19 protein-coding genes are annotated in these 21656 nt (G+C 71.0%); 11 read left to right on the top strand and 8 right to left on the bottom strand.

The annotated features are described in order from the left end of the window. Positions 1–36: 36 nt before the first annotated feature. Both HUW46_RS22610 and HUW46_RS22605 read right to left on the bottom strand, forming a co-directional pair. Positions 37–1149 (bottom strand): TRM11 family SAM-dependent methyltransferase, encoded by a 1113-nt coding sequence (locus HUW46_RS22610; RefSeq protein WP_215549170.1) that lies wholly within the window; start codon positions 1147–1149, stop codon positions 37–39. Positions 1150–1217: 68 nt separating this feature from the next. Beyond that, the gene (locus HUW46_RS22605; protein WP_254126445.1) at positions 1218–2066 is read right to left on the bottom strand and encodes a hypothetical protein; all 849 of its coding nucleotides are present in this window, start codon (positions 2064–2066) and stop codon (positions 1218–1220) included. 813 nt (positions 2067–2879) lie between these two features. Between HUW46_RS22605 and HUW46_RS22600 the strand changes: the two genes are divergently transcribed. The 8 genes from HUW46_RS22600 to HUW46_RS22565 all read left to right on the top strand — a co-directional run bounded on the left by HUW46_RS22600 (position 2880) and on the right by HUW46_RS22565 (position 15109). Beyond that, complete coding sequence (locus HUW46_RS22600; RefSeq protein ID WP_254126436.1) at positions 2880–3896, top strand: sigma-70 family RNA polymerase sigma factor; 1017 nt, start codon at positions 2880–2882, stop codon at positions 3894–3896. A gap of 218 nt (positions 3897–4114) precedes the next feature. Next, a complete protein-coding gene (locus tag HUW46_RS22595; RefSeq protein WP_442860987.1) occupies positions 4115–4438 on the top strand; it encodes a pilin in 324 nt (107 codons plus the stop codon). A 207-nt stretch (positions 4439–4645) separates the two neighbouring features. Further along, positions 4646–6889 carry a hypothetical protein gene (locus HUW46_RS22590; RefSeq protein ID WP_254126433.1) on the top strand — a complete coding sequence of 748 codons (2244 nt, stop codon included), beginning with the start codon at positions 4646–4648 and terminating at the stop codon, positions 6887–6889. A 7-nt stretch (positions 6890–6896) separates the two neighbouring features. Continuing rightward, a complete protein-coding gene (locus HUW46_RS22585) occupies positions 6897–8201 on the top strand; it encodes a PrgI family protein (protein ID WP_215549167.1) in 1305 nt (434 codons plus the stop codon). A gap of 6 nt (positions 8202–8207) precedes the next feature. Continuing rightward, a complete protein-coding gene (locus HUW46_RS22580; protein WP_215549166.1) occupies positions 8208–10190 on the top strand; it encodes a VirB4 family type IV secretion system protein in 1983 nt (660 codons plus the stop codon). Between the two features lie 66 nt (positions 10191–10256). Then, positions 10257–12836, top strand: coding sequence for a type IV secretory system conjugative DNA transfer family protein (locus HUW46_RS22575; RefSeq protein WP_215549165.1), 2580 nt, complete (start codon positions 10257–10259; stop codon positions 12834–12836). A 127-nt stretch (positions 12837–12963) separates the two neighbouring features. Beyond that, entirely contained in the window at positions 12964–14052 is a 1089-nt protein-coding gene (locus HUW46_RS22570) for a replication-relaxation family protein (protein ID WP_215549164.1), read from the top strand. A gap of 76 nt (positions 14053–14128) precedes the next feature. Then, positions 14129–15109, top strand: a complete 981-nt coding sequence (locus HUW46_RS22565) for a C40 family peptidase (RefSeq protein WP_215549163.1) — start codon at positions 14129–14131, stop codon at positions 15107–15109. A 127-nt stretch (positions 15110–15236) separates the two neighbouring features. Here the strand turns inward: HUW46_RS22565 and HUW46_RS22560 are convergent, their stop codons facing one another. From HUW46_RS22560 to HUW46_RS22535, 6 genes are all read right to left on the bottom strand, one after another. Then, positions 15237–15629 carry a DUF6283 family protein gene (locus HUW46_RS22560; RefSeq protein WP_256451441.1) on the bottom strand — a complete coding sequence of 131 codons (393 nt, stop codon included), beginning with the start codon at positions 15627–15629 and terminating at the stop codon, positions 15237–15239. Between the two features lie 183 nt (positions 15630–15812). After that, the gene (locus tag HUW46_RS22555; RefSeq protein ID WP_215549161.1) at positions 15813–16445 is read right to left on the bottom strand and encodes a hypothetical protein; all 633 of its coding nucleotides are present in this window, start codon (positions 16443–16445) and stop codon (positions 15813–15815) included. A 2-nt stretch (positions 16446–16447) separates the two neighbouring features. Then, positions 16448–16807: a hypothetical protein gene (locus tag HUW46_RS22550; RefSeq protein ID WP_215549160.1), complete on the bottom strand. Its 360-nt coding sequence runs from the start codon at positions 16805–16807 to the stop codon at positions 16448–16450. After that, on the bottom strand, positions 16804–17040 hold the full coding sequence (locus tag HUW46_RS22545) for a hypothetical protein (RefSeq protein WP_215549159.1): 237 nt from the start codon (positions 17038–17040) through the stop codon (positions 16804–16806). The genes HUW46_RS22550 and HUW46_RS22545 overlap by 4 nt, the downstream gene beginning before the upstream one ends. Positions 17041–17368: 328 nt before the next feature. Continuing rightward, the gene (locus tag HUW46_RS22540) at positions 17369–18520 is read right to left on the bottom strand and encodes a hypothetical protein (protein WP_215549158.1); all 1152 of its coding nucleotides are present in this window, start codon (positions 18518–18520) and stop codon (positions 17369–17371) included. 150 nt (positions 18521–18670) lie between these two features. Then, positions 18671–19519 carry a hypothetical protein gene (locus tag HUW46_RS22535; protein WP_215549157.1) on the bottom strand — a complete coding sequence of 283 codons (849 nt, stop codon included), beginning with the start codon at positions 19517–19519 and terminating at the stop codon, positions 18671–18673. A gap of 334 nt (positions 19520–19853) precedes the next feature. Here HUW46_RS22535 and HUW46_RS22530 point away from each other — a divergent pair, with 334 nt between their 5' ends. From HUW46_RS22530 to HUW46_RS48780, 3 genes are all read left to right on the top strand, one after another. Next, on the top strand, positions 19854–20843 hold the full coding sequence (locus HUW46_RS22530) for a hypothetical protein (RefSeq protein ID WP_215549156.1): 990 nt from the start codon (positions 19854–19856) through the stop codon (positions 20841–20843). 104 nt (positions 20844–20947) lie between these two features. Beyond that, positions 20948–21148 carry a hypothetical protein gene (locus HUW46_RS22525; protein ID WP_215549155.1) on the top strand — a complete coding sequence of 67 codons (201 nt, stop codon included), beginning with the start codon at positions 20948–20950 and terminating at the stop codon, positions 21146–21148. A 363-nt stretch (positions 21149–21511) separates the two neighbouring features. Further along, positions 21512–21646 carry a hypothetical protein gene (locus HUW46_RS48780; protein ID WP_256451440.1) on the top strand — a complete coding sequence of 45 codons (135 nt, stop codon included), beginning with the start codon at positions 21512–21514 and terminating at the stop codon, positions 21644–21646. Positions 21647–21656: the final 10 nt, after the last annotated feature.

Here is a 21656-nt window from a genome sequence, read left to right as displayed (position 1 = left end):
CGTCCCAGCGGCAATCGCGGCACTGCACGCGCGCGCTCATACTCCCCACCGCCCACGACCGGTCGGCGAGCCCGGGACTGACACGGTGCTGGGCACGAGGGGCTTGGCCAGGATCACGACGTCCTCGTGCACGATGAGGTGCAAGGGCAGTCCCTGTTCGCGCTGTTTGCGGATGAAGTCTCGCTGGAAGAAGCTGCCGCGGGCGACGAGATCGTCCTCGGCGACGCGGGCCAGCAACGCGACGCACCGTTCGACCGGGACCAGTCCGGCGGCCTTGCCGCAGGCGATGATCTGCGAGGGCAGGTCGATCAGCTCGGAGTGCTCGCGCCACGGCCGCACGGTGATCGCGACGTGCCCGCCCGGGCGCAGCACGGCCGCGCACCCGGTGAGGATGCGGGTGAAGCCCGCCAGCAGCCGGTGGTGGCCGACGTTGGCCAAGTTTCCGCGGTCCAGCGCGGAGCCGTAGCGGTGGTGGTACTTGTGCACCTTCCCGTCGTCCGAGCCGGTGCCGCTCGTGACGACCTGCCCGTGCGTGGACGGCCCGTACGGCGGCGAGGTCACCACCAACGCGACCTGCTCCCGGTACTTGTCGGGCAGCAGGAACGGCAGCTGGCGCGCGTCGCCGTGCACGATCTCGCCGTCGTGGTCGTGACCGCGTTCGCGGGCCAGGTCGAGGTTCGCCCGGGTGACGCTGACCCAGTGCGGCTCGTACTCCACGCCGACCGCGCGGCGCCCCGCGTCGATCGCCTCCACCAGCGTGGTGCCGGATCCCGCCATCGGGTCGAGCACCAGCTCGCCGGGGCGGGTGTAGGCGCGGATGGCGTGCGCGGCCACGGCCGGGAGCATCTTCGCCGGATGCGCGGTCGACTCGGGCACGTAACGGCCCCGGCGTTGGGAGGCCGGAGAGGTTTGCGCGGTCGCCCACACCGACAACGGCAGATCATCCACGTCGGTGCGGACGGTCGGGGTCGTCGGGTCGGGCGGGTCGATTCCGGCTGGGGTGCTCGGCCGCGCCGGGCGGGTGCCGGTGGCGGTGTCGAGGGCGTCGATGACAGCGCGCGAGATCGGCACGGTCACGTCGTCACCGCCGTACGAAGAGGAGCCGGTCGCGGCGGCGGTGGTCGATGCCGGGCAGTGCTGGTGGGACATGAGCGTGGTGCCTTTCGCGGAGGTGGGAGCGGCCGGGGACGGCCCGGTCGGGCTCGGCGAGCACGAGGTCACTGGCCACCTCCAGCGCCGGGCGCGTCGCCGGGCGCGGCGGTCTCCGGCCTGATCCCGGGTGGCGGCGCGCCCGGGTCGGCAGGTTGCGCGAAGGCGAGGACGTCGCTGTGCGCGCGTAGGTGTGGCGCGGGCAATCCGCGCACCGTCGCGCGGTGCCGAGCGCGGTCGTACTCGGCGGCCACCGCCGCACTCGGCGCGGCGCGCAGGCGCCCCTCCTCGACCGGGGTGTGCAGGGCGACGACGTGCTGCAGGTACAGCAGATCGGCGTGCTGGGCCGCGGCCACGATCGCGCCGGTCGGGTCGACCAACCGCCCCCGCGTCCAGTCACTGTGCGTATACACCGCGAAGATGCCGCCATGGCGCAGCCGGTCCGCCGCCAGCAGCGCCAGCCGGTCCAGTGACACCGACTCGGCGGCGTGAGCGGGCAGTGACACGAGCACCAGATCTGCGCGTACGCCGCGCTCCCACACCGGCACGTCCGCGCGGTTGAGAACACCCGTGCGCACCGGGATCGACGGCGCCCCGGCGAAGACCGCGGAGGGATCGGCGGAGTCGATGACGAGGTCGGCCCAGAACGGGCGCGACGACGTGGCGGCACCGTTGGCGTGGGTCTGGAAGAAGAGCGTGTCGGCGGTGCGCTCGAGCGCGCGCACCGCCTCCCGTGCCGCCGCCACCGAGGCCGCGCCAGTTGTCGTGGCGCCGTTGACGTCCGGGCTCGGCGCGGGGGCGATGTCGACCAGAACGACGTGCGCGCCGGGGTCGGTGAACGCCGCCGTGATGGTCTCCACGATCGGCACCGGCCACGCCGCGTGGGCGTCGATCAGCTCGGGCCCGCACGTCCACACCGTCGCCGGAGTTGGCGCCGTCGACGAGGGTGCCGGGCGTCGGCGCGACGGTGCCCCCTCAGGGCGCGAGGTCGCGTGGGTCCGGCCGGCGCCTGCCGTGGTGCTTCGCGTGTGGGCTCCGGGGTAGGGGGCGCGGTCCCCACCGCGGCGGGTGCGCGGCGGGCGAGACGAGTCTGTCCGGCGGCGGGGACGGCCGTCCGGGGACTGTGAGCGCTGGGCCATGAAGAGGTCCACCTCCGAGCGAGAGCGGCCGGGGCGGCGGCGCCCGGCCTGTTTCGTGCTGTCCTGAGCCAATACCGAAAAAACACTGTTTTTTCGCCGCACTCTCGCCAAGAATTTTAAGAATTTGCTCGCGCAATTATCTTAATAACGGTTGACGCGCCGTCGGCCACCTCGACGAGATCCGACAGAACAGCAACCCCGCCAGAATTTTTATTTTGCCCACCACGAAAGGCGCCTCAGCGACAACTGAGCACCCATTCGAACTTGAGGCACTGCTCACGGACGCCACCTACGCTCAGCGTTTCACCGCAGCTCAGCGCCCATGTCGTGGACGCCTCGAAGATCAACGGGAGTGATCGCGCTCTCAACCCTGTCACGGTGATTGAACGTCACGGGCTCGATCCTGAGGCGCTTTTGTCACGGTTTTGAGGCGGTTTTGAGGCGGTTTTGAAGCGTCTCAAATCGCTAACTACTGACTCACGGCAGCCACATTCATCAGGGGTCATCATGGATTGTTCATCGCAGGACAACGCAGATCGCGAGTTCGTTTACTATCTGGGCGCTAATCCCGATTTTGTCACCGATTCCGATGTGTTCGCGACAGCGCGCACCAGCTTCGCGTGGCTGGTGACCGGACCGGATCCGGTCAGCGTCGACGGCCGCGAGATCGCGGGGTTGCCACCGCGTCCAGTGCCCCTGGACGAGCTCGGCACACTGCTGCTGGCCGAGGACTGCACGCAAGCCACGCACGACGCGACGTGGGCGCATCTGATCACCCGCGCCCGCATCGAGCGGGGCAGGTGGATGGTGGCCTGCGTCGGGCTCGCGCTACCGCTGTTGCTGCGAGCCGCGGCGAAGGTGAAACGCCGGTTCCGCGGCGACCCTCACGACCTCAACGTCGCCGTGCTGACCGGGTTCCTCGCCGAACTACACGAGACCGACCTGGCCCGCCCCGCCGTCCTCGGACGGCTGTACTACACGGCCTACCGAGAGGGGCTGCTAGCCCTGCACGAGGCTGCCGGCGGCCCGCTTCCGGTGGACAACCCGGAACTCCACTTGGAACTCGATCCGAAGTCCGCAGTGGCCCCACTGCTCACACTGGGCCACCCGGATCTGGTCCTCGCCGAAGCCGTGGACGCCGAGGTCATCACCACCGAGGAAGCCGGGCTCATCTCCGAGACCAGGGTCGGTGATACCCCGCTGGCCGAGGCCACGCGGGCACGGGGCCTGTCGTACAAACCGGCCGCGAAGATCCGTAAACGCGCCGAAACCCACCTCGCCGCGTACCTGACCGAGGAACCCGACGACACCCCCGCGCGGGCACCAGTCGAACGGCCGGTCCTGCCCGCAACGGCTCGCGCGCACCGCGTCGCCCGTACGCACCAGCCCGGGGAGACCACCCGCACCGGCCGCGCGGGATTACACAAAGTAGCCACGGCGGAGGTGGCGCCGGAGACCACCGCAACCCGATCCGGGCAACTGCATGGTCCGGAATCCGGCATCACCTCACGCGGCTCCCGCTCGCCCGCGGACCGCCGTTCCCCCGCTGGCCTCACCCACTCCGGTTCGGTCGCGCGCATCCCTCGGGAGGCCCGCTCATGCGACTGACCCCGCTTCGCCACCGTCATCGGCCGCACCCGACGCCCGCACGCCGTAGGGCACCGCGTCGCCCCGGCTTCCCGGCACCGGCGCCGCGTCCACGTCCGGGACATCCCCGGTCCGCGGCAACAGCCGCCCACCACACTGGGAGTCGCCGCACGGGCTCGGCCGGCACCATGCCCGTGCCCGTACCGACGCCGCGGCACGGTGCGCGGTGCCGCCGAGTCGTGCTGCTCCTCGGGTGGCTGGTCGCCGCCGGGGTGGTGCTGACGTCGTTGGTCGCGCGAGCGGAAACGGTCCAGGTCGTCGCGCTCGCCAAGACCGTCGACGAGGTCCTCAACAACATCCGCACCTGGGTGATGGGGATTCTCGCTGGCATCTCTCTCGTGTTGTTCAGTTTCGCGGGGCTGCGCTACCTGCTGGCCTCCGGTGACCCGGGGGAGATCGAGAAGGCGAAGGGGGCTTTCAAGGCCGGGTGCATCGGGTTCGGTCTCGCCGCGCTCGCCCCGCTCGTGGTCGAAATTCTCAAGGGCATCGTGGGCGGGGTGTGAGCCATGACCGCACAGCGCCGCACCCCCTCCGCCCGCCCCCGTGACCCCGATCGGCGCCCAACGACACCGACCGTGCGTCCTGCTCGGGCCACCGATTCCGGCCGCGACAGCGCGAGCGCCGGGCCCGGCCACGGCGAACGGCTCATGGTCGGTCCACCGACGGGCCGCGCGAGGCGCCGCCGCGGACACGGCGGCTGGGCACGGTGGATGCCTCAGCGCCGATGGGCCCGCGTTCTCGCGGTGCTGGTACCGCTGCTGGCGGCCCTCGCCGGAATCGCGCTCACCGCCTCGGCGACGCCCGGGCCCACACCTCGGCCCGCGGCAGGACCGCCGCCGGTGCCCGCGCAGCTGCCGGGGTTGCCGTTGCCTCCGGTGCCGCAGCCCAGCTGTGGTCTCGGCTCGGCCGACCCCGCATGCCTGCTTCCCGGCACCACCGCCAGAACCACGGCACCGAAGTCCCCGGGACCGCCCACCGGTCCGCTGGCGCCGCCGACGCAGCCGGTGTCGTGTTTCCCGGGTGCGTTGATGCCCGAGTGCGGGCCGCTCGGCGGACCGCCGCTACCGAGCACGCCGACGCCCGTGCCATGTGACGGGCTGAACTGCATTCCGCAGCCGACCCCGATCGATCCGGGCAAGCCGGGCCAGCCCCCGGCGCCGGGCGCGGGCAGCGGGGACACCGACGAGTGCGGGATCACCGATCCGATCGCCTGCGTCACCGAAGGCATCGACCGTTTCTTCCGCGGCGTGGTCACCGACGCGCTGAACCCGCTACTGGAGTTGCTGGGCAAAACGTTGCTCACGACACCCGAACCGAGTTCGCTGCCGAGTATCGGGCAGCTGTGGACCGAGTCGTGGCACATCCTGCTCGCGGTCTACGTGCTCATCGTCCTGGTCGCCGGGATCATCGTCATGGGTTACGAGACCCTGCAGACCCGCTACACCATCAAGGAGATCGCACCGCGGGCCGTCATCGGGTTCCTCGCCGGGACGCTGTCGCTGTTCCTGGCGACGAAGGCGATTCAGATCGCCAACGCACTCGCCCGGGCGGTGATAGGCGAGGGCGTCAGCCCGCAGGCCGCGGGCAAGGCGCTGGCCGACATGGTCCTCGGCGCGCTCGACGGCGGTGGGCTCTGGCTGATCTTCATCGGCTTCGCGCTCGCGGTGATGACCATCGTCCTGCTGCTCACCTTCATCGTGCGGGTGATGGTGACGATCCTGCTGATCGCCGCCGCCCCGATCGCGCTGATGTGGCACGCCCTCCCGCACACCGAGGGCATCGCCCAAGCCTGGTGGAAGGCGGTCGGCGGGGTGCTGGCCGTCCAGGTCGGCCAGTCGCTGGCGATGGTCGTCGCGCTGCGGATCTTCTTCGTCCCCGGCGGGTTCACCGTGTTCGGCCCGAACCTCAACGGGTTGATCAACCTGCTGCTGTGCCTCGCGCTGATGTGGATCCTGATCAAGATCCCGTTCTGGTGCCTGCGCCCGCTCAGCGGCGGACGCCGCTCCATCCTCGGCTCGCTGGTGCGTGGCGCGATCGCCTACAAGACGATGGGCCTGCTCGGCGGCCCCCGCTCCCTGTTCGGCGGCAAAAGCGGCAAAGGCGGTAGCGGTTCCCGTCGCGGGAGCGGCGGTGGCGCTCCCGCGGACCCGCCGTCCACGCGGACGGGCCAGTTCATGCTGCCGATGCGGATCCGCCGCATCCGGCCCGGGCCGGGCCGCTCCCCGCGCCTCAGCGAGCTGCCTGACACCAGAGCAAGCGCGGACCGCCGACCCGGTCCAGGGCAGATGTCACTGTTCACCACCAGCGGTACCGGGGACGAGCGGACAGTGTCGGCGAACCCGCGCGCCCTACCGCCAGACGACCTGCCCGGTGCGCTGCCGCGCGATCAGCTCGGGTTGCCGATCACCACCCGCCGCGAGCCGGATCGCGTCGGGCGCCGGGCGCTGGCCGACGACCTCGCCGAGCGACACGGCGTGATGCCGCCGCCGGTGCCGCAGCCCGGGTTGCTCACCTCGGACGGGCGGATCAACCGCAACGCGCGCCCGCCCGCGCACCTGCCCCGCGCGCTGGTGGCGCCGAACGCCGGAATGCTGCCGATCCATCTTCGTCCCGCGCCCCCGCGCACGCCTCGACGGACGCTGGCCGATGACCTCGCCGACCCCGCCTCGGTCAGCCCGCCGCGGCAGACCGGGCCCGGTCTGATCACCCCGTCCGGCCAGATCAACCGCGCCGCCCGCGCACCGCGCCGCCCGATCAGGGATGCCTACACCGGCAACCGGCCGCTGGCCTCGGGCCAGTACCCGCTGCCGCTCGGCCTCCGGCGCCAGCCCAAACCCAAACCCCCGTCACCGGCCAGCGGCACAAGCGCCTCGCCGCCGCCGAAGCGGCGTCCCGGAACGCAAGTGCCCCTGCCCCTGGACCTGCCCCGTCGCCGGGGCCCGAAGAAGAAGTGAGGTCGCCATGACGTCTCCCGTGCGTGTGCCCGCCGACGTTGACCGCGCGGACCGGGTACTCGGCCCGCTGACCGCCCGGCAACTCGCGATCCTCGGCGTCGCCGGGCTCGGGCTCTACGGCCTGTACTCGGTGACCCGTGCGTTCGTGCCGCTGCCGGTATTCCTCATCGTCGCCATACCGGTCGGGGTCACGGTCACCGTGCTGGCGTTGGGGAAGCGTGACGGGCTGCCCTTGGACAAGCTCGCCCTCGCCGCCGTGCGCCAGCACCTGTCGCCGCGGCACCGGGTCGCCGCGCCCGAGGGCGTGCGCGCCGCCCCGGACTGGCTCACCGCCCAGCAACCCGACACCCGAGGCCGTGGGCGTGGACCGGCTTCCACCGAGCCGGTGTCCCCGGCGCCATTGGAACTCCCGGCCAGCGGTGTGGCCGACACCGGCGCGCAAGCCGGGATCATCGACCTCGGCACCGACGGGCTCGCAGTCATCGCCGTCTGCTCGACGGTGAACTTCTCCCTGCGTACGCCCGCCGAGCAGGAGGCGCTCGTCGCGTCCTTCGCGCGCTACCTGCACTCCCTGACCGCGCCGGTACAGATCCTGGTCCGCGCCGAACGCCTCGACCTCGCACCCCAGATCGCCGAGCTACGAGCCCGGGCCGGAGGGCTCCCGCACCCCGCGCTGGAAGCCGCCGCGCGGGACCACGCGGACTACCTCGCCGAGCTCACCGCGCACGCGGACCTGCTGCGCCGCCAGGTGCTGCTCGTGCTGCGCGAACCACTGCGCACAGGCCCGGCACCCGCCGCCGCGTCGAGCGTGCTGCCGTGGCGACGCCACCGCGGCGACGACGAGCGGGCGGTGGATGACGGGGTGCGGCAGGCGGCCGAACAGCGGCTGGTGCGGCGCCTCGGGGAGGCCATCGAACTGCTGTCTCCCGCCGGGATCGTGGCCACCCCGCTCGATGCCGCCGCCGCGACCGGTGTGCTGGCGGCGGCGTGCAATCCCGACACGTTCCTGCCGCCCTCGGCGGGGCTGGCCGGAGCCGACGAGGTCGTCACCGCCACCACCACCTTCACCGACCTCTACGGCCCCGACGACACCGACCTCGCGACGGAATCCGGCCCGGCCCGGCCGACACGAACAGCCACCGCGCCATCGTCCCCGCGCCGGGCGCCTGCGACGCGCCCATCCCGCCCGCCGGTTCGCGGACCCGAACCCATACGCCCCGAGCCGTCCCGGTCCAGGGGGTCGCAGGCGTCGGGGCCGTGGCTGTCCGAGGACGAGGACTGGGACTACGACGACGAGATCGAAAGCAGGTAGACACCCATGCCACGTACCAGAAACCACACTACGGCGGCCCGGTCCGGGTCGGCGGGGGCGTTCACCCCGGACGCGCTGTCGGTGGCCGCCCGGCATCTGGAGGTCGGCAACGAGTTCGTCGCCAGCTTCGGTGTCACCGGCTATCCGCAGGAGGTCTACCCCGGCTGGCTCGCCCCGCTGCTGACCTATCCCGCGCGGCTGGATGTCTCGGTGCACGTTCAGCCCGTCGACCCGGCCACGGCCGCCAGCGGCCTGCGCAAGCAACGCGCGAAACTGGAATCGTCCCGCCGCCACAACTCCCGGCATGACCGGCTCGACGACCCGGACCTCGACGCCGCCGCCGAGGACGCCGCCGACCTCTCGCGGCGCATCGCCCGCGGCGACGGGAAACTCTTCAAATTCGGTCTGTACCTGACCGTGCACGCCCCGGACGAGAAGGCGCTCGCCGAGGAAGTCTCGGCGCTGCGGTCGCTGTGCGCGTCGCTGCTGCTCGATGCGAAACCCGCCACCTACCGGGCGCTGCAGGGCTGGGTGTCCACCCTGCCGCTGGGCCTCGATCCGCTGGGGCTGAAGAGGACATTCGACACCGCGGCGGTGTCGGCCGCGTATCCGTTCACCTCGCCGGATCTGCCGCCGACCGACCCGACCACCTCGGCGCCGTCCGGCGTGCTGTACGGCTACAACGTCGGCAGTTCCGGGCTGGTGCATTGGGATCGGTTCGCCTGCGACAACTACAACTCCGTCGTCCTCGGCCGCTCCGGGGCGGGCAAGAGCTATCTCGTCAAACTCGAGACCCTGCGCAGCCTCTACCGCTCCCTCGGTGACGACAAGAGCGACCGGGCCGGGAACGGGGTGCAGGCGTTCGTCGTCGATCCCGAGGACGAGTACGCCCGCCTGGCCTCGCGGGTCGGTGGCACCTACGTCCACCTCGGCGCGGGCGGGGTCCGGCTGAACCCGTTCGACCTGCCCGTGCACACCGACGCCCGCGGGCGCCACACCGCGCCGCAGGACGCCCTCAAGCGGCGCAGCCTGTTCCTGCACACCGTCCTGGCCGTGCTCTTCGGCGCGGAGATCACCGCCGCCGAGCGCGCGGTGCTCGACACCGCGATCACCACCACCTACCACCACGCGGGCATCACCGACGACACCCGGACCTGGACCCGCCCGGCGCCGCTGCTGCGGGACCTGCGCGACGTACTCGCCGTCTCCGGTGGCGGTGGTGACGCGGTAGCCGCCGATCTGGCGGCGCGGTTGCACCCGTTCGTCGACGGCAGTTTCGCTGATCTCTTCGATGGCCCCACCACCGCCACCCCGGACGGGCACCTCGTCGTGTTCTCCCTACGGGACCTGCCCGACGAGCTGTGCGCGATCGGCACCCTGCTCGTGCTCGACGCCGTCTGGCGCCGGGTTTCCAACCCCGCGTTCCGGCGGCCCCGGCTGGTGGTGGTCGACGAAGCATGGTTGCTGATGCAACAACCCGAAGGCGCGAAATTCCTGTGGCGCATGGCGAAGGCCGCCCGCAAGCACTGGTGTGGCCTCACGGTCGCGACCCAGGACACCGCGGACGTGCTCAGCAGCGACCTCGGCAAGGCCATCGTCAGCAACGCCGCCACCCAGGTCTTGTTGCGCCAGGCGCCGCAGGCCATCGACGAGATCGCCGACACCTTCAACCTGTCCGGCGGCGAGCGGCAGTTCTTGCTCTCCGCCGACCGCGGGCAGGGCCTGCTGTCCTCGGGCACCCAGCGGGTGGCGTTCCAGTCGCTCGCCTCGCCCACGGAGAACTTCCTGGTCACCACCGACCCCGCCGAACTCGCCCGGTTCGCCGACGAGGACCCCGGCGTCACCGACAGCGGCTTCGCCGACGCCTACGTCGACCTCGGGCCCGCCGACACCGCCGACGCCTTCGACGCCGCGGCACTGGGCGCCGACGCGGAGCTCGACAGCGACGGGGTCGACGACGCGGCGCAAGTCGACCTCGATCCCGCATGACCGCGCCCGGCACCGCCGTCGCCTTTTTCTTGTCTCGCACGACGCTTCCCGGAAAGGAGTCCGGCTATGGCTCCGCGCGTCGCGGCATCGCCGCTGATGCAGAACTGGGTGGGTGAGTACCTGCGCGACCCCGGCGGCACCACCACCGCCCTGCTCGCCGCCGTCGGCGACTGGGCCCTCGTCTGGGGGCCGATCGTCGTCCCCTGCCTCGCTTTGGCTCTGGCGGGCGGGATCGCGGCTCGCCGCTGGTGGCGCCGCCGCCGGCAGGCCGCGTTGCAGGTCGACGCTCGACGGATCACCGTGCTCGCCCCGCCCACGGTCGATCCCGCGGGGGGCGCCGCGGTGTGGTCCAACCTCGTCGGGTTGCTCCGTCCCGCCTGGCGGCGGTTGTGGGCCGGCCAGCCGCATCTGGCGATGGAGTACGTGTTCGGCGAGCACGGCGTCACCGTGCAGTTCTGGGTCCCCGGCGTCATTCCACCGTCCTTAGTGGAACGAGCGGTCGAGGCCGCCTGGCCCGGCTCGCACACCCGCACCAGCCCCGCCGACTCCCCCTTCCCCGCGCTGGAGACCGGGCGGCGGCGGATCACCGTCGGCGGGCAGCTGCGTCTCGCCCGTTCCGAAGCCCTGCCCATCCGCAGCAGCTTCGACGCTGACCCGATCCGCGGCCTGCTCGGCGCGCCGGTCGGGCTCGGCCGCGACGAACGCGCCTGCGTGCAGATCCTCGCCCGCCCGGTCACCGGCCGCCGCGTCGCCCGGGCCCGCCGCTCCGCCCGCCGCGTGCACCAGGGCTCCTCGGGCCGCGTCGGGGGCAGGATCCTCGACGCGATCACGCCCGGGGCCAACGCCACCCGCTCGGGACGCACGTCGGACTCGCGGCGGATCAGCCAGGACCCGCAGCTGTCACTGGAATACTCCGCGCAGAACAAGGCGATCGTGGGCAAACAACGCGGGAGCCAGTACGAGACCGTCGTGCGCTACGCCGTGGCCACCGACCTGCCCGCCGACGCCGCTGATGAGCTGGCGCGCCGGGCCCGGGACACCGCGCGCGGGCGCGCGCACGCGCTGGCCGCCGCGTTCGCCGCCTACACCGAGTTCAACCACTACACCCGGACCCGCCTGCGCCACCCCGCCCACGCGCTCGCCGAGCGGCGCCTCGACCGCGGCGACCTGCTGTCGGTACCGGAGCTGGCGGCACTCGCGCACCTGCCCACCGACGCCGAGATCCCCGGCGTCGAACGCGCCGGAGCGAAGGCCGTCGCCCCGCCACCCGGGATACCGGCCCCAGGGCCGGGCGTGACACCGCTGGGGCAATCCGACACCGGGCACGCCCGGCCGGTCGGCCTGCGGGTCGCCGACGCGCGCTACCACGTGCACGTGATCGGAGCGACCGGCTCCGGGAAATCCACTCTGTTGGGCAACATCATCCTCGACGACGTGGACAACGACCGCGGCGTCGTCCTGATCGACCCGAAAGGCGACCTGGTCACCGACGTGCTCAACCGGCTCCCGCGCGGCGCCGCGGACCGCGTGGTGCTCTTCGACGCCGACTCCCGGCACCGTCCGCCCGTCCTGAATCCCTTGGAGGGCGGGGAAACCGACCGCGAGGTCGACAACCTGGTCAGCGTGTTCCGGCGGGTCTATTCGGCGTTCTGGGGACCGCGCACCGACGACCTCATGCGCGCCGCCTGCCTGACCCTGCGCGCCCAAGAAGGCGTGCCCACGCTCGCCGACCTGCCGAAACTGCTGACCTCCGAGGCATTCCGGTCCCGTATCACCGCCGGCCTCACCGATCCTGTGCTCAGCGGGTTCTGGGAATGGTACGACGAGCTCACCGACAGCTCCCGCTCCCAAGTGATCTCACCCCTGATGAACAAACTCCGCGCATTCTTGTTGCGGCCCTTCGTGAAAGAAGCCATCGCCGGAGGACGGTCCACAGTGGACATGTCGCAGGTTCTCGACCACGCCGGCATCTGCCTGGTCCGCATCCCCAAAGGCTCGCTCGGAGAAGAGACGACGCGGCTGGTCGGGTCCCTGGTAGTGGCCCGCACCTGGCAGGCCACCACCGCCCGCGCCCGTGTCCCGCAGCGCCTGCGCCCCGACGCGCACACCGTGATCGACGAATGCCACAACTTCCTCAACCTGCCCTACCCCATGGAAGACATGCTGGCCGAATCCCGCGCGTTCCGGAACGGATTCATCCTCGCCCACCAACACCTCGGCCAGCTGTCGAGAGAACTGAAAGAGGGCCTGTCCACCAACGCGCGCAGCAAGGTCTTCTTCTCCGCCAGCCCCGAGGACGCCCGCGAACTCGCCCGCCACACCACACCCCGGCTCTCCGACCACGACCTGTCCCACCTCGGCGTCTACCACACCGCGACCCGCCTGGTCGTGCGCGGCGAGGAAACCGAACCCTTCACCATGACCACCACCCCGATGCCCGACCCCATTCCCGGACGAGCACGGGAAATCCGCTCCGCACTCCGGGCCCAGCGCCGGGCGCACAACGCCCCGAGCGGCGGCGGCACGACGGCACCCCGCCCCGGCACCTCTGCCACCTCCACCGCAGCACGGCCCGCGCCGACGACCGGACGGCGCGTACCGCCGACTCGGCCGCCCAGGACCGACCCCCGTCGCACCCGCCCCTAACCGCCACACGACACGGCAACTTCGCCGCACCACTACGAAAAGCCCCCGCCACCCGTCCGCACCGGGTTCGAGTTCGACCTGCCCACAGCACTTGTCCACAGCCTGTTGACAACCGAGGAGACCGCTTGTGATCACTACGACCACCCGCCAGCACACCCTGCGCGGCCACCTGCCCGGCCGCCACACCGCCCGCGCCGCCAGCTCAGTCGATCACCAGGCCATGCTTGCCTCCCGCCTGACCACCCGCGACAAGTGGCTGCTGGCCCTGTTGCACGAGCACCGGGTCCTGACCACGCCGCAGATCCAGGACGCGGCGTTCCCCTCGGGCCGTTCGGCGCGCCAACGGCTGCGCGATCTCTACCTCTGGCGCGCGATCTCCCGATTCCAGCCGTTCCAGCAGCTCGGTTCCGCGCCGATGCACTACGTCCTGGGCCCCGCGGGAGCCGCGGTGCTCGCCGCCGAGCACGGCTTGGAAGTCAAGGAACTCGGCTATCGGCACGACCGTGCTATGGGTATCGCGCATAACCAGCGTCTCGCGCACACCGTCGGGGTGAACGACTTCGTCACCTCGCTCATCGCCCGCGCCCGCTACACGCGGAGCGCCGAGGCGGTGGTGGCGTGGTGGTCGGAATCCCGCTGTGCCCGGCATTTCGGCGACCTGGTCATCCCGGATGCCTACGGCCGCTGGCGTACCGGGGCCGGGCCCAGCGCGGGGGAGGTGGAGTGGTTCCTCGAGTTCGACACCGGCACCGAATCGCTGACCAAGGTCGGGCGCAAACTCGGCGGGTACGCGCGGCTGGCCGAGTCCACCGGCATCGCGACGCCGGTGCTGGTGTGGCTGCCCACCACCCGCCGCGAAGCAGGGGCCCGTACCGCCCTGGCCCGGGTACACACCGACCTCGACGCCCCTCGGGCGGTGCCGGTGGCCACCGCGGCGGCCGACCTGCTCGACCCCACAGGGGCACACCCGAGCCCGGGCGAGGCGGTGTGGCTTCCGCTCACCTCGGCACGCGCCGACCGCGGCGGCCCCCGGTACAGCCTCGCCGACCTCGCCGACGCCTGGCCCGGCCTGGCCCCGCCGGCCGACCCCACCACGGCTGAGGACAACGAGGGCGCGACCGGTGACGCCGCGGCGGCCTCGCCCTATCGGCTGCCGCCGCCGAGTCCGATCCCGCCGCGGGCCACGCCGAACCGCGTCGCTCGCGGCGAGCACTGACCCCGCGCCTTCCTTCCTCCGCCGCGGTCCCCGGGGTTGTTCGGCGCCCTCAACGGATAAGGAGAGCGATCCAACCATGGGATGCAAACTCGCGATCGGTGTCGCCGCCCTGATCCTCGCCATCCCGCTGCTCATCGGCGCCGGGTTCGCCGGCATCGTCAGCTCGCTGTTCGGCAGCAGCAGCGCGTCCGGTTCACTGATCTGCACGCCCGAGGGCGCGCCGACGGGCACGGTGTCGGGCTTGACCGTCGAGCAGCTGGGCAACGCGGCCACCATCGTGGCGGTCGGCAAACAAAGCGGCGTGCCCGAGCCGGGCTGGGTGGTCGCGATCGCCGCCGCGATGCAGGAATCCGGGCTGCGCAATCTGCCCTACGGCGACCGCGACAGCCAGGGGCTCTTCCAGCAACGGCCGTCGATGGGCTGGGGCAGCCCGCAACAAGTCACCACACCCAGCTACGCGGCGACGAAGTTCTTCGAGCACCTCACGGCCACGCCGAACTGGCAGAAGATGAGCGTCAACGACGCCGCGCAAACCGTGCAGGGATCGGGGTTCCCGAACGCCTACGCCCAGCACGAGGACAAGGCGCGCGCGATCGTCGCCGCCGTGTCCGGGGTGCGATGCCAACCGGCCCCCACGATGCCCGGAACCGGCGACTGCAACAACATCCAGGCCGCCACTCCCGCCGCGATGACCGCGATCAATTACGGGTGCGGGCAGCGGGGGCTGCCGTATGTGTGGGGCGGCAATGGCCCGCAGAATGGCGACAACGGATTCGACTGCTCGGGTTTGACCAAGGCCGCCTACGACGCGGCCGGGATCTCGCTGCCCCGCACAGCCGACGCCCAATACCGCTCCGGGACACGTGTCCGCGATGGACAGCCGCTCCTGCCTGGCGACCTTGTCTACTACGGTTCACCCTCGAACATCCGACACGTGGGCCTCTATATCGGCAACGGAAAAATGCTGCACGCCCCAACCTTTGGCCAACCCGTGCGAATCGACGAATACCGATATCCCGCTGACGATTATGCGGGCGCTACCCGACCTGCGAAATAATTTCCTCTTGCGCGATCTTGCGTTTCTGCGAGGGTTGACGGGAACTCGACAGTGCGGCGGTGACGAGGACGGTCTCGGGAGGTGACGATGGCCCAGGTTCGGTCCCTCAGGAGCGGCCACTCGTCGGCTATCTATCTGCCCCGGGTGTTTGGCCGTCACAACCATTCTGCTTGGCGCGTTCGGCTACGAGGTGGTCGAGGCCCGCGTGCAGCTCGGGCCAGTCCGGCCCGGGTCGCAGGGCCTGTTCGGGTAGCTCTCCCGCGATGACCTGCATGCGGATGCCCAGGTGATGCGGGCCGACCACGGCGAGCCAGCCAGCGCACAGCCGCATCGGATGCGCGGTTCCCGGCTGATCGAGGTGGCAGGACATCGCCGGGGCGGAGTGCGGGGCCTCGTCGCCGGGTGAGCCATTGGCCCCTGCGAGTTTGCGCATGTCCTCGTCGCTGAACAGCGTCAAGTCGGCATCGACTCGCCACGGGCACCGTGTGCAGGGATGTGCTCGGTACGAATCAGCGCTCACGGGGTTTCACCCTTCCACATCAGGCTCCTAGCGGCCGCAGCGGACTTCGCCGTCACGGTCGGCACGTCTGGCCTTCCTCAGAGAACCCACATAGCCGTTGCCTGGTAAGGGAAGAGTCCCCGTTCTTGGACGGTACCTCTCCATGGAGACGACCTTGGCCACGGCCCTGGGCTGCCGGACGCGTCAGGGTGCGGTACCCGTGTGTGGGTGCGCCGCGCGTATGCGGGTGGTGAAGGCGATGATGTCCTCGGCCGTGGCGATATGGGAGCCGATCTCCCACCGCATGACCCGGTTTCGCATTCCCGTCAGTCCGGAGTGGACAGTGGGTTTCACGGTCTTCTCGACCAGTTTTCCGTTGCTGTCCCGGAAGAGGTGGGTCTCTTCGGTTCGGTAGGTCACGACCGGGAGGTACCAGCGGCCGGTGGTGACGATGTGGGTCGTCGTGCGCGCGGTTGTGCCCGGGACCCCGTCGAGTACGTCGTCGAGTCCGGGGCCGGTGTAGAGCACGGCCATCGCGTGGCCCGCCTTGACGGTGGACACGGCGGCGACGTCGTTTGCCCGGTCGAGCAGGGTTCCCTGGTGGGCTGTGGCGCGGATGGCCGTGATCAGATCGGTGCGGGCGTGGCGGCGGCCGGAGCCCACGGTCGCGCCGATGAGGGCGATGGTGAGCGCATCGACGAGCACGCCCGCGGCGAGACAGCACGCGACAAGGCGCCAGTCGGTCCCGGACGCCGAGGCGAGGAGGTAGGTCGTGGCGGCGATCAGGATGAGGGTGTAGATCGTGGCTGCCGCGGTGATTCGAATCGGGGGTATCACGGTCACTCCTTGGTCGAGGGGTGGTGGGCGAAGCCGAAGAACACGAAGCCCCCGTCGCGGGTGGGCACGGCGCCGCAGGTGGTGCTGGTGGCGTCACCGACGAGGGTGGTCAAGGCGCCCGCGGGGGTGTGTCCGACGAGTTCGAGGGTGAGGTCACCGAGCAGATCGCGGGCGCGCTGCTCGGCGTCGGCCCGAGTGCGCACGGTGTGCTCGACGAGAACGGCCCGCTGTTTGCGTCCGATCGTCGGGTGCGCGGTGCGACGGTCCTTCCGGACCGCCGTGGTCAGTGCGCTCACGCAGTCGGGGCCGTGTTCGTAGATCACGAACAGCGGCTGCGGGGGCATCGTGTCGTGGGTGCTCATGGCGTCGCCTCGTTGTCGTTTGTGGCGCGGCGGCGGAGTGAGACGCGGACGTCGACGCCGAGCCTGCGTATCTGGTGTGCGGCGTTGCGCAGCGACCGCCAGTCGGAGGCGGTGCTGGGCAGGGTGCAGATGCCGCCGTCGGGCAGCCGGACCCGCCAGTGCCCGCCGCGCAGGAGGGTCAGCTCGCAGCCGTGCTCGCGCAGCCGTGCAACGCGGCCTGCGTGGTCGGCCACCTGGTGCCCGCACCACCCCGGCGACCGGAGCGTGCCGGTTTCCGGCGCGGTCGATCACCGGGGTTCGGTCGTCGGTTTCCGGTGGGGACGCTGAAGACCGCGTGGACGACTCCGGTGTCGGAGTGCACGCGGAGTTCACACGTGTCGCGGCGGTAGCGGACGAGCCCGGTATCGCCTGCGGCGTCGGTGGTCCAGTGTGGCCAGTGGTAGGTGGCGCGGACCATCTCGCGATCGGCGTTGGTCCGCACACGGCGCGCGGCCGACGGGGCGAGCGCGGGCATGGGCGGGCTCTCGTCACGGGTGGGCACCGTGGCCCAGGTTCGGCGGTTCACGGCTGGGTCTCGCCATCGGTGGTGGACATGACGGCGCGCGCCTTCGTCCAGGCGTCAGCCAACATCCGCCCCTTCTCCCGGGGCACGGCCCCGGGTTCCGGTACTGGCTCGGTCACCTCGGTGTTCGGGTTGTCGTAGAGGTCGGCCAGGGTGCGCCCGTCGGATGCTCGCGTCCACACCGACCACGCGTTGGCCGCCACGGCTCCGGTCGTGACCGCTTTCAGTGCCGCGTTGGGGCTGGCGACGGTCCTGCCGTCCGGCAACTGGAATCGGCCGTCGCCCAGCAGCACGATCGAGTACGTCGTCCTTTTACGGGGTCTGACGTAGTCGAACCGATCCCCGGCCTGGAGCGTGCCGTCCTCGATCATCGCCACGATCGCGCGGGGCGAGCGGCGCTGTACGACCGATTCGGCTTTCCGCAGCGCGAACAGCGGCATCCCGTCCCGCTGGCGGTGCCACATCTTCCAGCCGTTGTAGTGGCGATATCCCAGTGCGGTGGAGGCTCCGCAGGGGCGGGCGAACCACCGACCGTCAGCGAGAGCGATCCCGCTCTCGCGCACGGTCGCCCAGACTCGTCTTCCGGCGGTTCCGGGCAGCACGCAGAACAACGCCTCCCCGTCATGCAACCGCCCGTCGCCCACCATGCGCGCCAGTTCCGTGTGCCGCGCGGGTGTGGCTGCGGGCGGAAGGTAGACGCCCTCGTCATCGACGCGCATCTGTGCGGCGACGATCGGGGCGATCACGCGCGGCCACGTCCGGTCCACGCTCGCCCATGACCGCACCCGCTGCCAGCCGTACCGCTCGGCGCGCAGGACCTCCACATCGACGCAGCGAGCCCGCCGGGGTGGAGCCATCGGTTCCTGGGGCGGGGACAGCCGGACGACGACGTCACCGTCGTGTGTGGCGGGGTCGGGCTCCTGTTCCAGGGCGGTCGCGGCGAACAGGCACAGCGCGCCGTCGCGGGCGGTGAAATCGACCGCGACCACCACCAGCCCCCACGCATCGGTGGGCATGCGTAGCAGCGGGACGGTTGTCTCGCCCGCGACCACCACTGCCGCGTCCTCGGGCAGGTTCTCCCGTTCCCGGACCAGGGTGGGCCAATGCCGCCCGCGCCCCTCGGGCGCGTCGGCGTCCGAGGGGGTCGTCATAGGCGTGGCAGGTGAGTTCATCGGTATCCTCCAACCAAAGGGGCGGGGTTGTCGCGGACCCGCTCGCGGTCCGCGCGTAGCGTTGCTACACAACCAAAACCGTGGCGACACGTGGTTGTTTGCGTTGGCCTGTAATGGGTTGCGATCAGGTCAGTAACCGCGTCGCTCTTGCAACATGGCACGGAGGTCGCTCAGGGTGCGCTCATCGGACACACGCCGGAATACGTTCCATCCGTTGTTGTAGCTGCCACCCAGCGCGTTGGTGGCCTGGGTCGGCGTGGCGCACGACTGACCGTCGGCGAGGATGATTTCGCCGTGGGCGCCGATTCGCACCACATGGCGGGCGAGTAAACGAGGTCGGTCCCACACAAACTCGTCCCCCGGACTCAACAGGCCAGCAACGACCAACTCCAGCAAGCTGTTGTTCCGACGCGGCCGCGAGAGCACCGCGCGAGCAGGGCGCGCCGCCGCGACGTCGCCGCTCCGGTCCGGCACGGCGGTCCCGCCGGTCTCGCCATGCAGGCACATCACCGTCGCGGCGGTGTCGGCGATCAGGTGCGGCCAGCGGTGGTCGGCTGCGGGCCAGTGGCCAACTCGTCGCCATCGACCATGGTGCGCCAGCAACATCTCGACGTCGACGACGGCGTCCCGAGGAAGCGGGAGTGCCGGGTCCTCCGGGTCGGTCAGCCGGACCACGACATCGCCGTCGTAAGGACCGGTGGCCGGGTATCGTTCCACCCAGCTTCCGGAAAACCACGTCACCGCACGCAGGTAATCGGGTTCGGCGTCGTCGATGTCGACCTCACCCACGAGTATCGCCCACATCGGTTCGGGACATCGCATCGGCGGCGCCGATGCGTCGTCGGCGATGAGGAGCATCGTGTCGTCCGGTCCCGCTTGCGCGGACGGCGACGTCGTGCCGTCGCGTACAGGCGTCGCCCGGTCGACCGTGTCGGATCGATCAGGCGGCGGGCAGGGTTCCGCTTCGCCCGCGGACACGGAGGTCCCTGAACGAGAAGTGTCCTGATTGGTCGGCATCATGCCGCACCCCTTACATTTTTGGGAAAATGCGGGGGAATTCCCGCACTGACAGGTCCATCAACGCTCCGTGCATGCCGTGATGTCAAGCCACATATGGGTTTTCACCTGTTTCGCTTAGACGCGGCGGGCTGTCCACACGAGACACATGTCTTGTTTGACGGATCGCTTGACATGGAGGCGACGACGAAGCGTCCATAGACATGTAGCCCGAACAACCGGATGCGCACCGGCGGGCCAACGCCCCGGCCGGGGCATGACCATCCCATTCCGCACCACACACAGGGAGTTCGTCATGTCCCGTAAGAACCGCAACACCCGAACCACCACGACCGCAACCGATGACGACCGCCATCTGCACGCCGTGGCCGACGACCCCGGCCAGCAGGACGCACCGACCACAGAGGACAAAGTGCGGACCGCGCTGACCGACAATCCCGGCTCCACGACCGCCACACTGGCCATGGCGGCCGGGGTTGGTCGTTCGACCGCAGCGAGGATCCTGGCCCGCTGGGGACGCGACGGCATCGCGACCCGCACCGCAGGCGACGGTCCGCGCAACCCCGACACCTGGGCACTCGCACCGTCAACCAGCGGCACCGCCGCACCCGACACCGACGAGGCGACGGCGGACACGACGGCGGCGCCCAACACCGACCAGCCGACCGACGACACCACGATCGACCGCACTGTCGACGACCCGAGCGTGGCGGAGGACGCCACCGACGTCGACGACTCCGCCGCCGAGGGCACCACGGCGGCGGCGCGGGAGCCTGACACCGGATCGGATGCCGACGACACCGCCGACACCGCTGACGACACGCCCGCCCCGCCCATCGACGGCGACGGCGACGGCGACGGCGACGGCGACGGCGACGGCGACGGCGACGGCGACGGCGACGGCGACGGCGACGGCGACGGCGACGGAATCGTCCCTTCGCCTGAGACGGCAGCGGTGGATCCGGTGGATGGCGTGACCGAGCCCGGGCCGTCGTCGGCAGCAACCTCGGCGGTGTCCGAGCCCACCGGAACCGCCCCGACGGACAGGAGCCGATTGCCCAAGGGCGGGCTGCGGGCACTGGTGGAGGAATACCTGACCGAGCACCCGGGCGAATCCTTCGGACCTGCCAAGATCGGCAAGGAATTGAGCCGCTCGGGCGGCGCGGTCAACAACGCCTTGGAGAAGCTCGTCGCCGACGGGTACGCGACCAAGACCTGCGAGGCGCCGAAACGGTTCGCCATCAACCCGGACAAGACCGACGTCCCGGCATCGGGCGCCGAATAGCCCACCGGCTCCAACCATCTACCGCGCGCAGGGTCGCTCGCCACACTTCCAGGAGACGACCCTGCGCGGGAGGTTTCCCCGTTGCCAGTTCAGGAGCAAGGCCCATGCCAGGAATGAGCGCCTGTCGCCGCAACCGTGGAGCGCTGAAAGTGGATAGCGACCACCTCGACGACGGATTTTATCGCGCCTACGGATTCAAACGCGGTTATGGCCGTGCCCGCGGCGGCAAAACTGGAGGACGAATTCGGCGCAGGCTTATTCGCCGTCGCGAAAACATCAACTGGCGCCGCAGTATCCGCGACTGATCACTAGCACCGGTGGACCACCTGTCCTTGCCGATTCCACCGTGCCCCGGCCACCGATGGCCGGGGCACGGTGGTGTCGTGCCTTCCGGGCTTGTCGGCTACGTGTCGATGACGCGGTGCGGCAGGGCGCGGGTTTCGGGGTCGGTGGAATAGAACACGGGTGCCCGCTCGTGCGCGGGTGAGCAGGACGCCGTAGGTGCGGCGCACCCACACGTCGAGGTCGGCCGCGGGTGCGCGTGCCGAGCCCGGTAGCCGGCGCGCAGGCGCCTGGCCGAGCAGGCTCAGCGTGAGGGCACTCTTGCCCGAGCCCGCGGCGCCAGTGACCACGACGGCCGCCGGACCTCGGTCGTCGGCGAGGAGCCAGTGGACGTGGTCGAGGACGGCCCGCTGATCCACGACCACGGTGAGCGCGGCGGGGTCGGTGAGCGCGCGGGTCGCGACGTCGAACAGCGGGTGCGCCGCGGAGCGCGAAGGGTGAACCGGCGGTCGGCATGGTGAGTACGTTCCC

It is taken from the genome of Amycolatopsis sp. CA-230715 (genome assembly GCF_018736145.1).
GTDB lineage: Bacteria > Actinomycetota > Actinomycetes > Mycobacteriales > Pseudonocardiaceae > Amycolatopsis.
This window is presented reverse-complemented; position numbering and strand designations above follow the sequence as displayed.

What these genes read in the sequence shown, in the direction of transcription:
- HUW46_RS22610 (WP_215549170.1), bottom strand. Translation starts at nt 1,149, where the DNA reads ATGTCCCACCAGCACTGCCCGGCATCGACCACCGCCGCCGCGACCGGC.
- HUW46_RS22590 (WP_254126433.1), top strand. Translation starts at nt 4,646, where the DNA reads ATGCCTCAGCGCCGATGGGCCCGCGTTCTCGCGGTGCTGGTACCGCTG.
- HUW46_RS22585 (WP_215549167.1), top strand. Translation starts at nt 6,897, where the DNA reads ATGACGTCTCCCGTGCGTGTGCCCGCCGACGTTGACCGCGCGGACCGG.
- HUW46_RS22580 (WP_215549166.1), top strand. Translation starts at nt 8,208, where the DNA reads ATGCCACGTACCAGAAACCACACTACGGCGGCCCGGTCCGGGTCGGCG.
- HUW46_RS22575 (WP_215549165.1), top strand. Translation starts at nt 10,257, where the DNA reads ATGGCTCCGCGCGTCGCGGCATCGCCGCTGATGCAGAACTGGGTGGGT.
- HUW46_RS22565 (WP_215549163.1), top strand. Translation starts at nt 14,129, where the DNA reads ATGGGATGCAAACTCGCGATCGGTGTCGCCGCCCTGATCCTCGCCATC.
- HUW46_RS22550 (WP_215549160.1), bottom strand. Translation starts at nt 16,807, where the DNA reads ATGAGCACCCACGACACGATGCCCCCGCAGCCGCTGTTCGTGATCTAC.
- HUW46_RS22540 (WP_215549158.1), bottom strand. Translation starts at nt 18,520, where the DNA reads ATGACGACCCCCTCGGACGCCGACGCGCCCGAGGGGCGCGGGCGGCAT.
- HUW46_RS22530 (WP_215549156.1), top strand. Translation starts at nt 19,854, where the DNA reads ATGTCCCGTAAGAACCGCAACACCCGAACCACCACGACCGCAACCGAT.
- HUW46_RS22525 (WP_215549155.1), top strand. Translation starts at nt 20,948, where the DNA reads ATGCCAGGAATGAGCGCCTGTCGCCGCAACCGTGGAGCGCTGAAAGTG.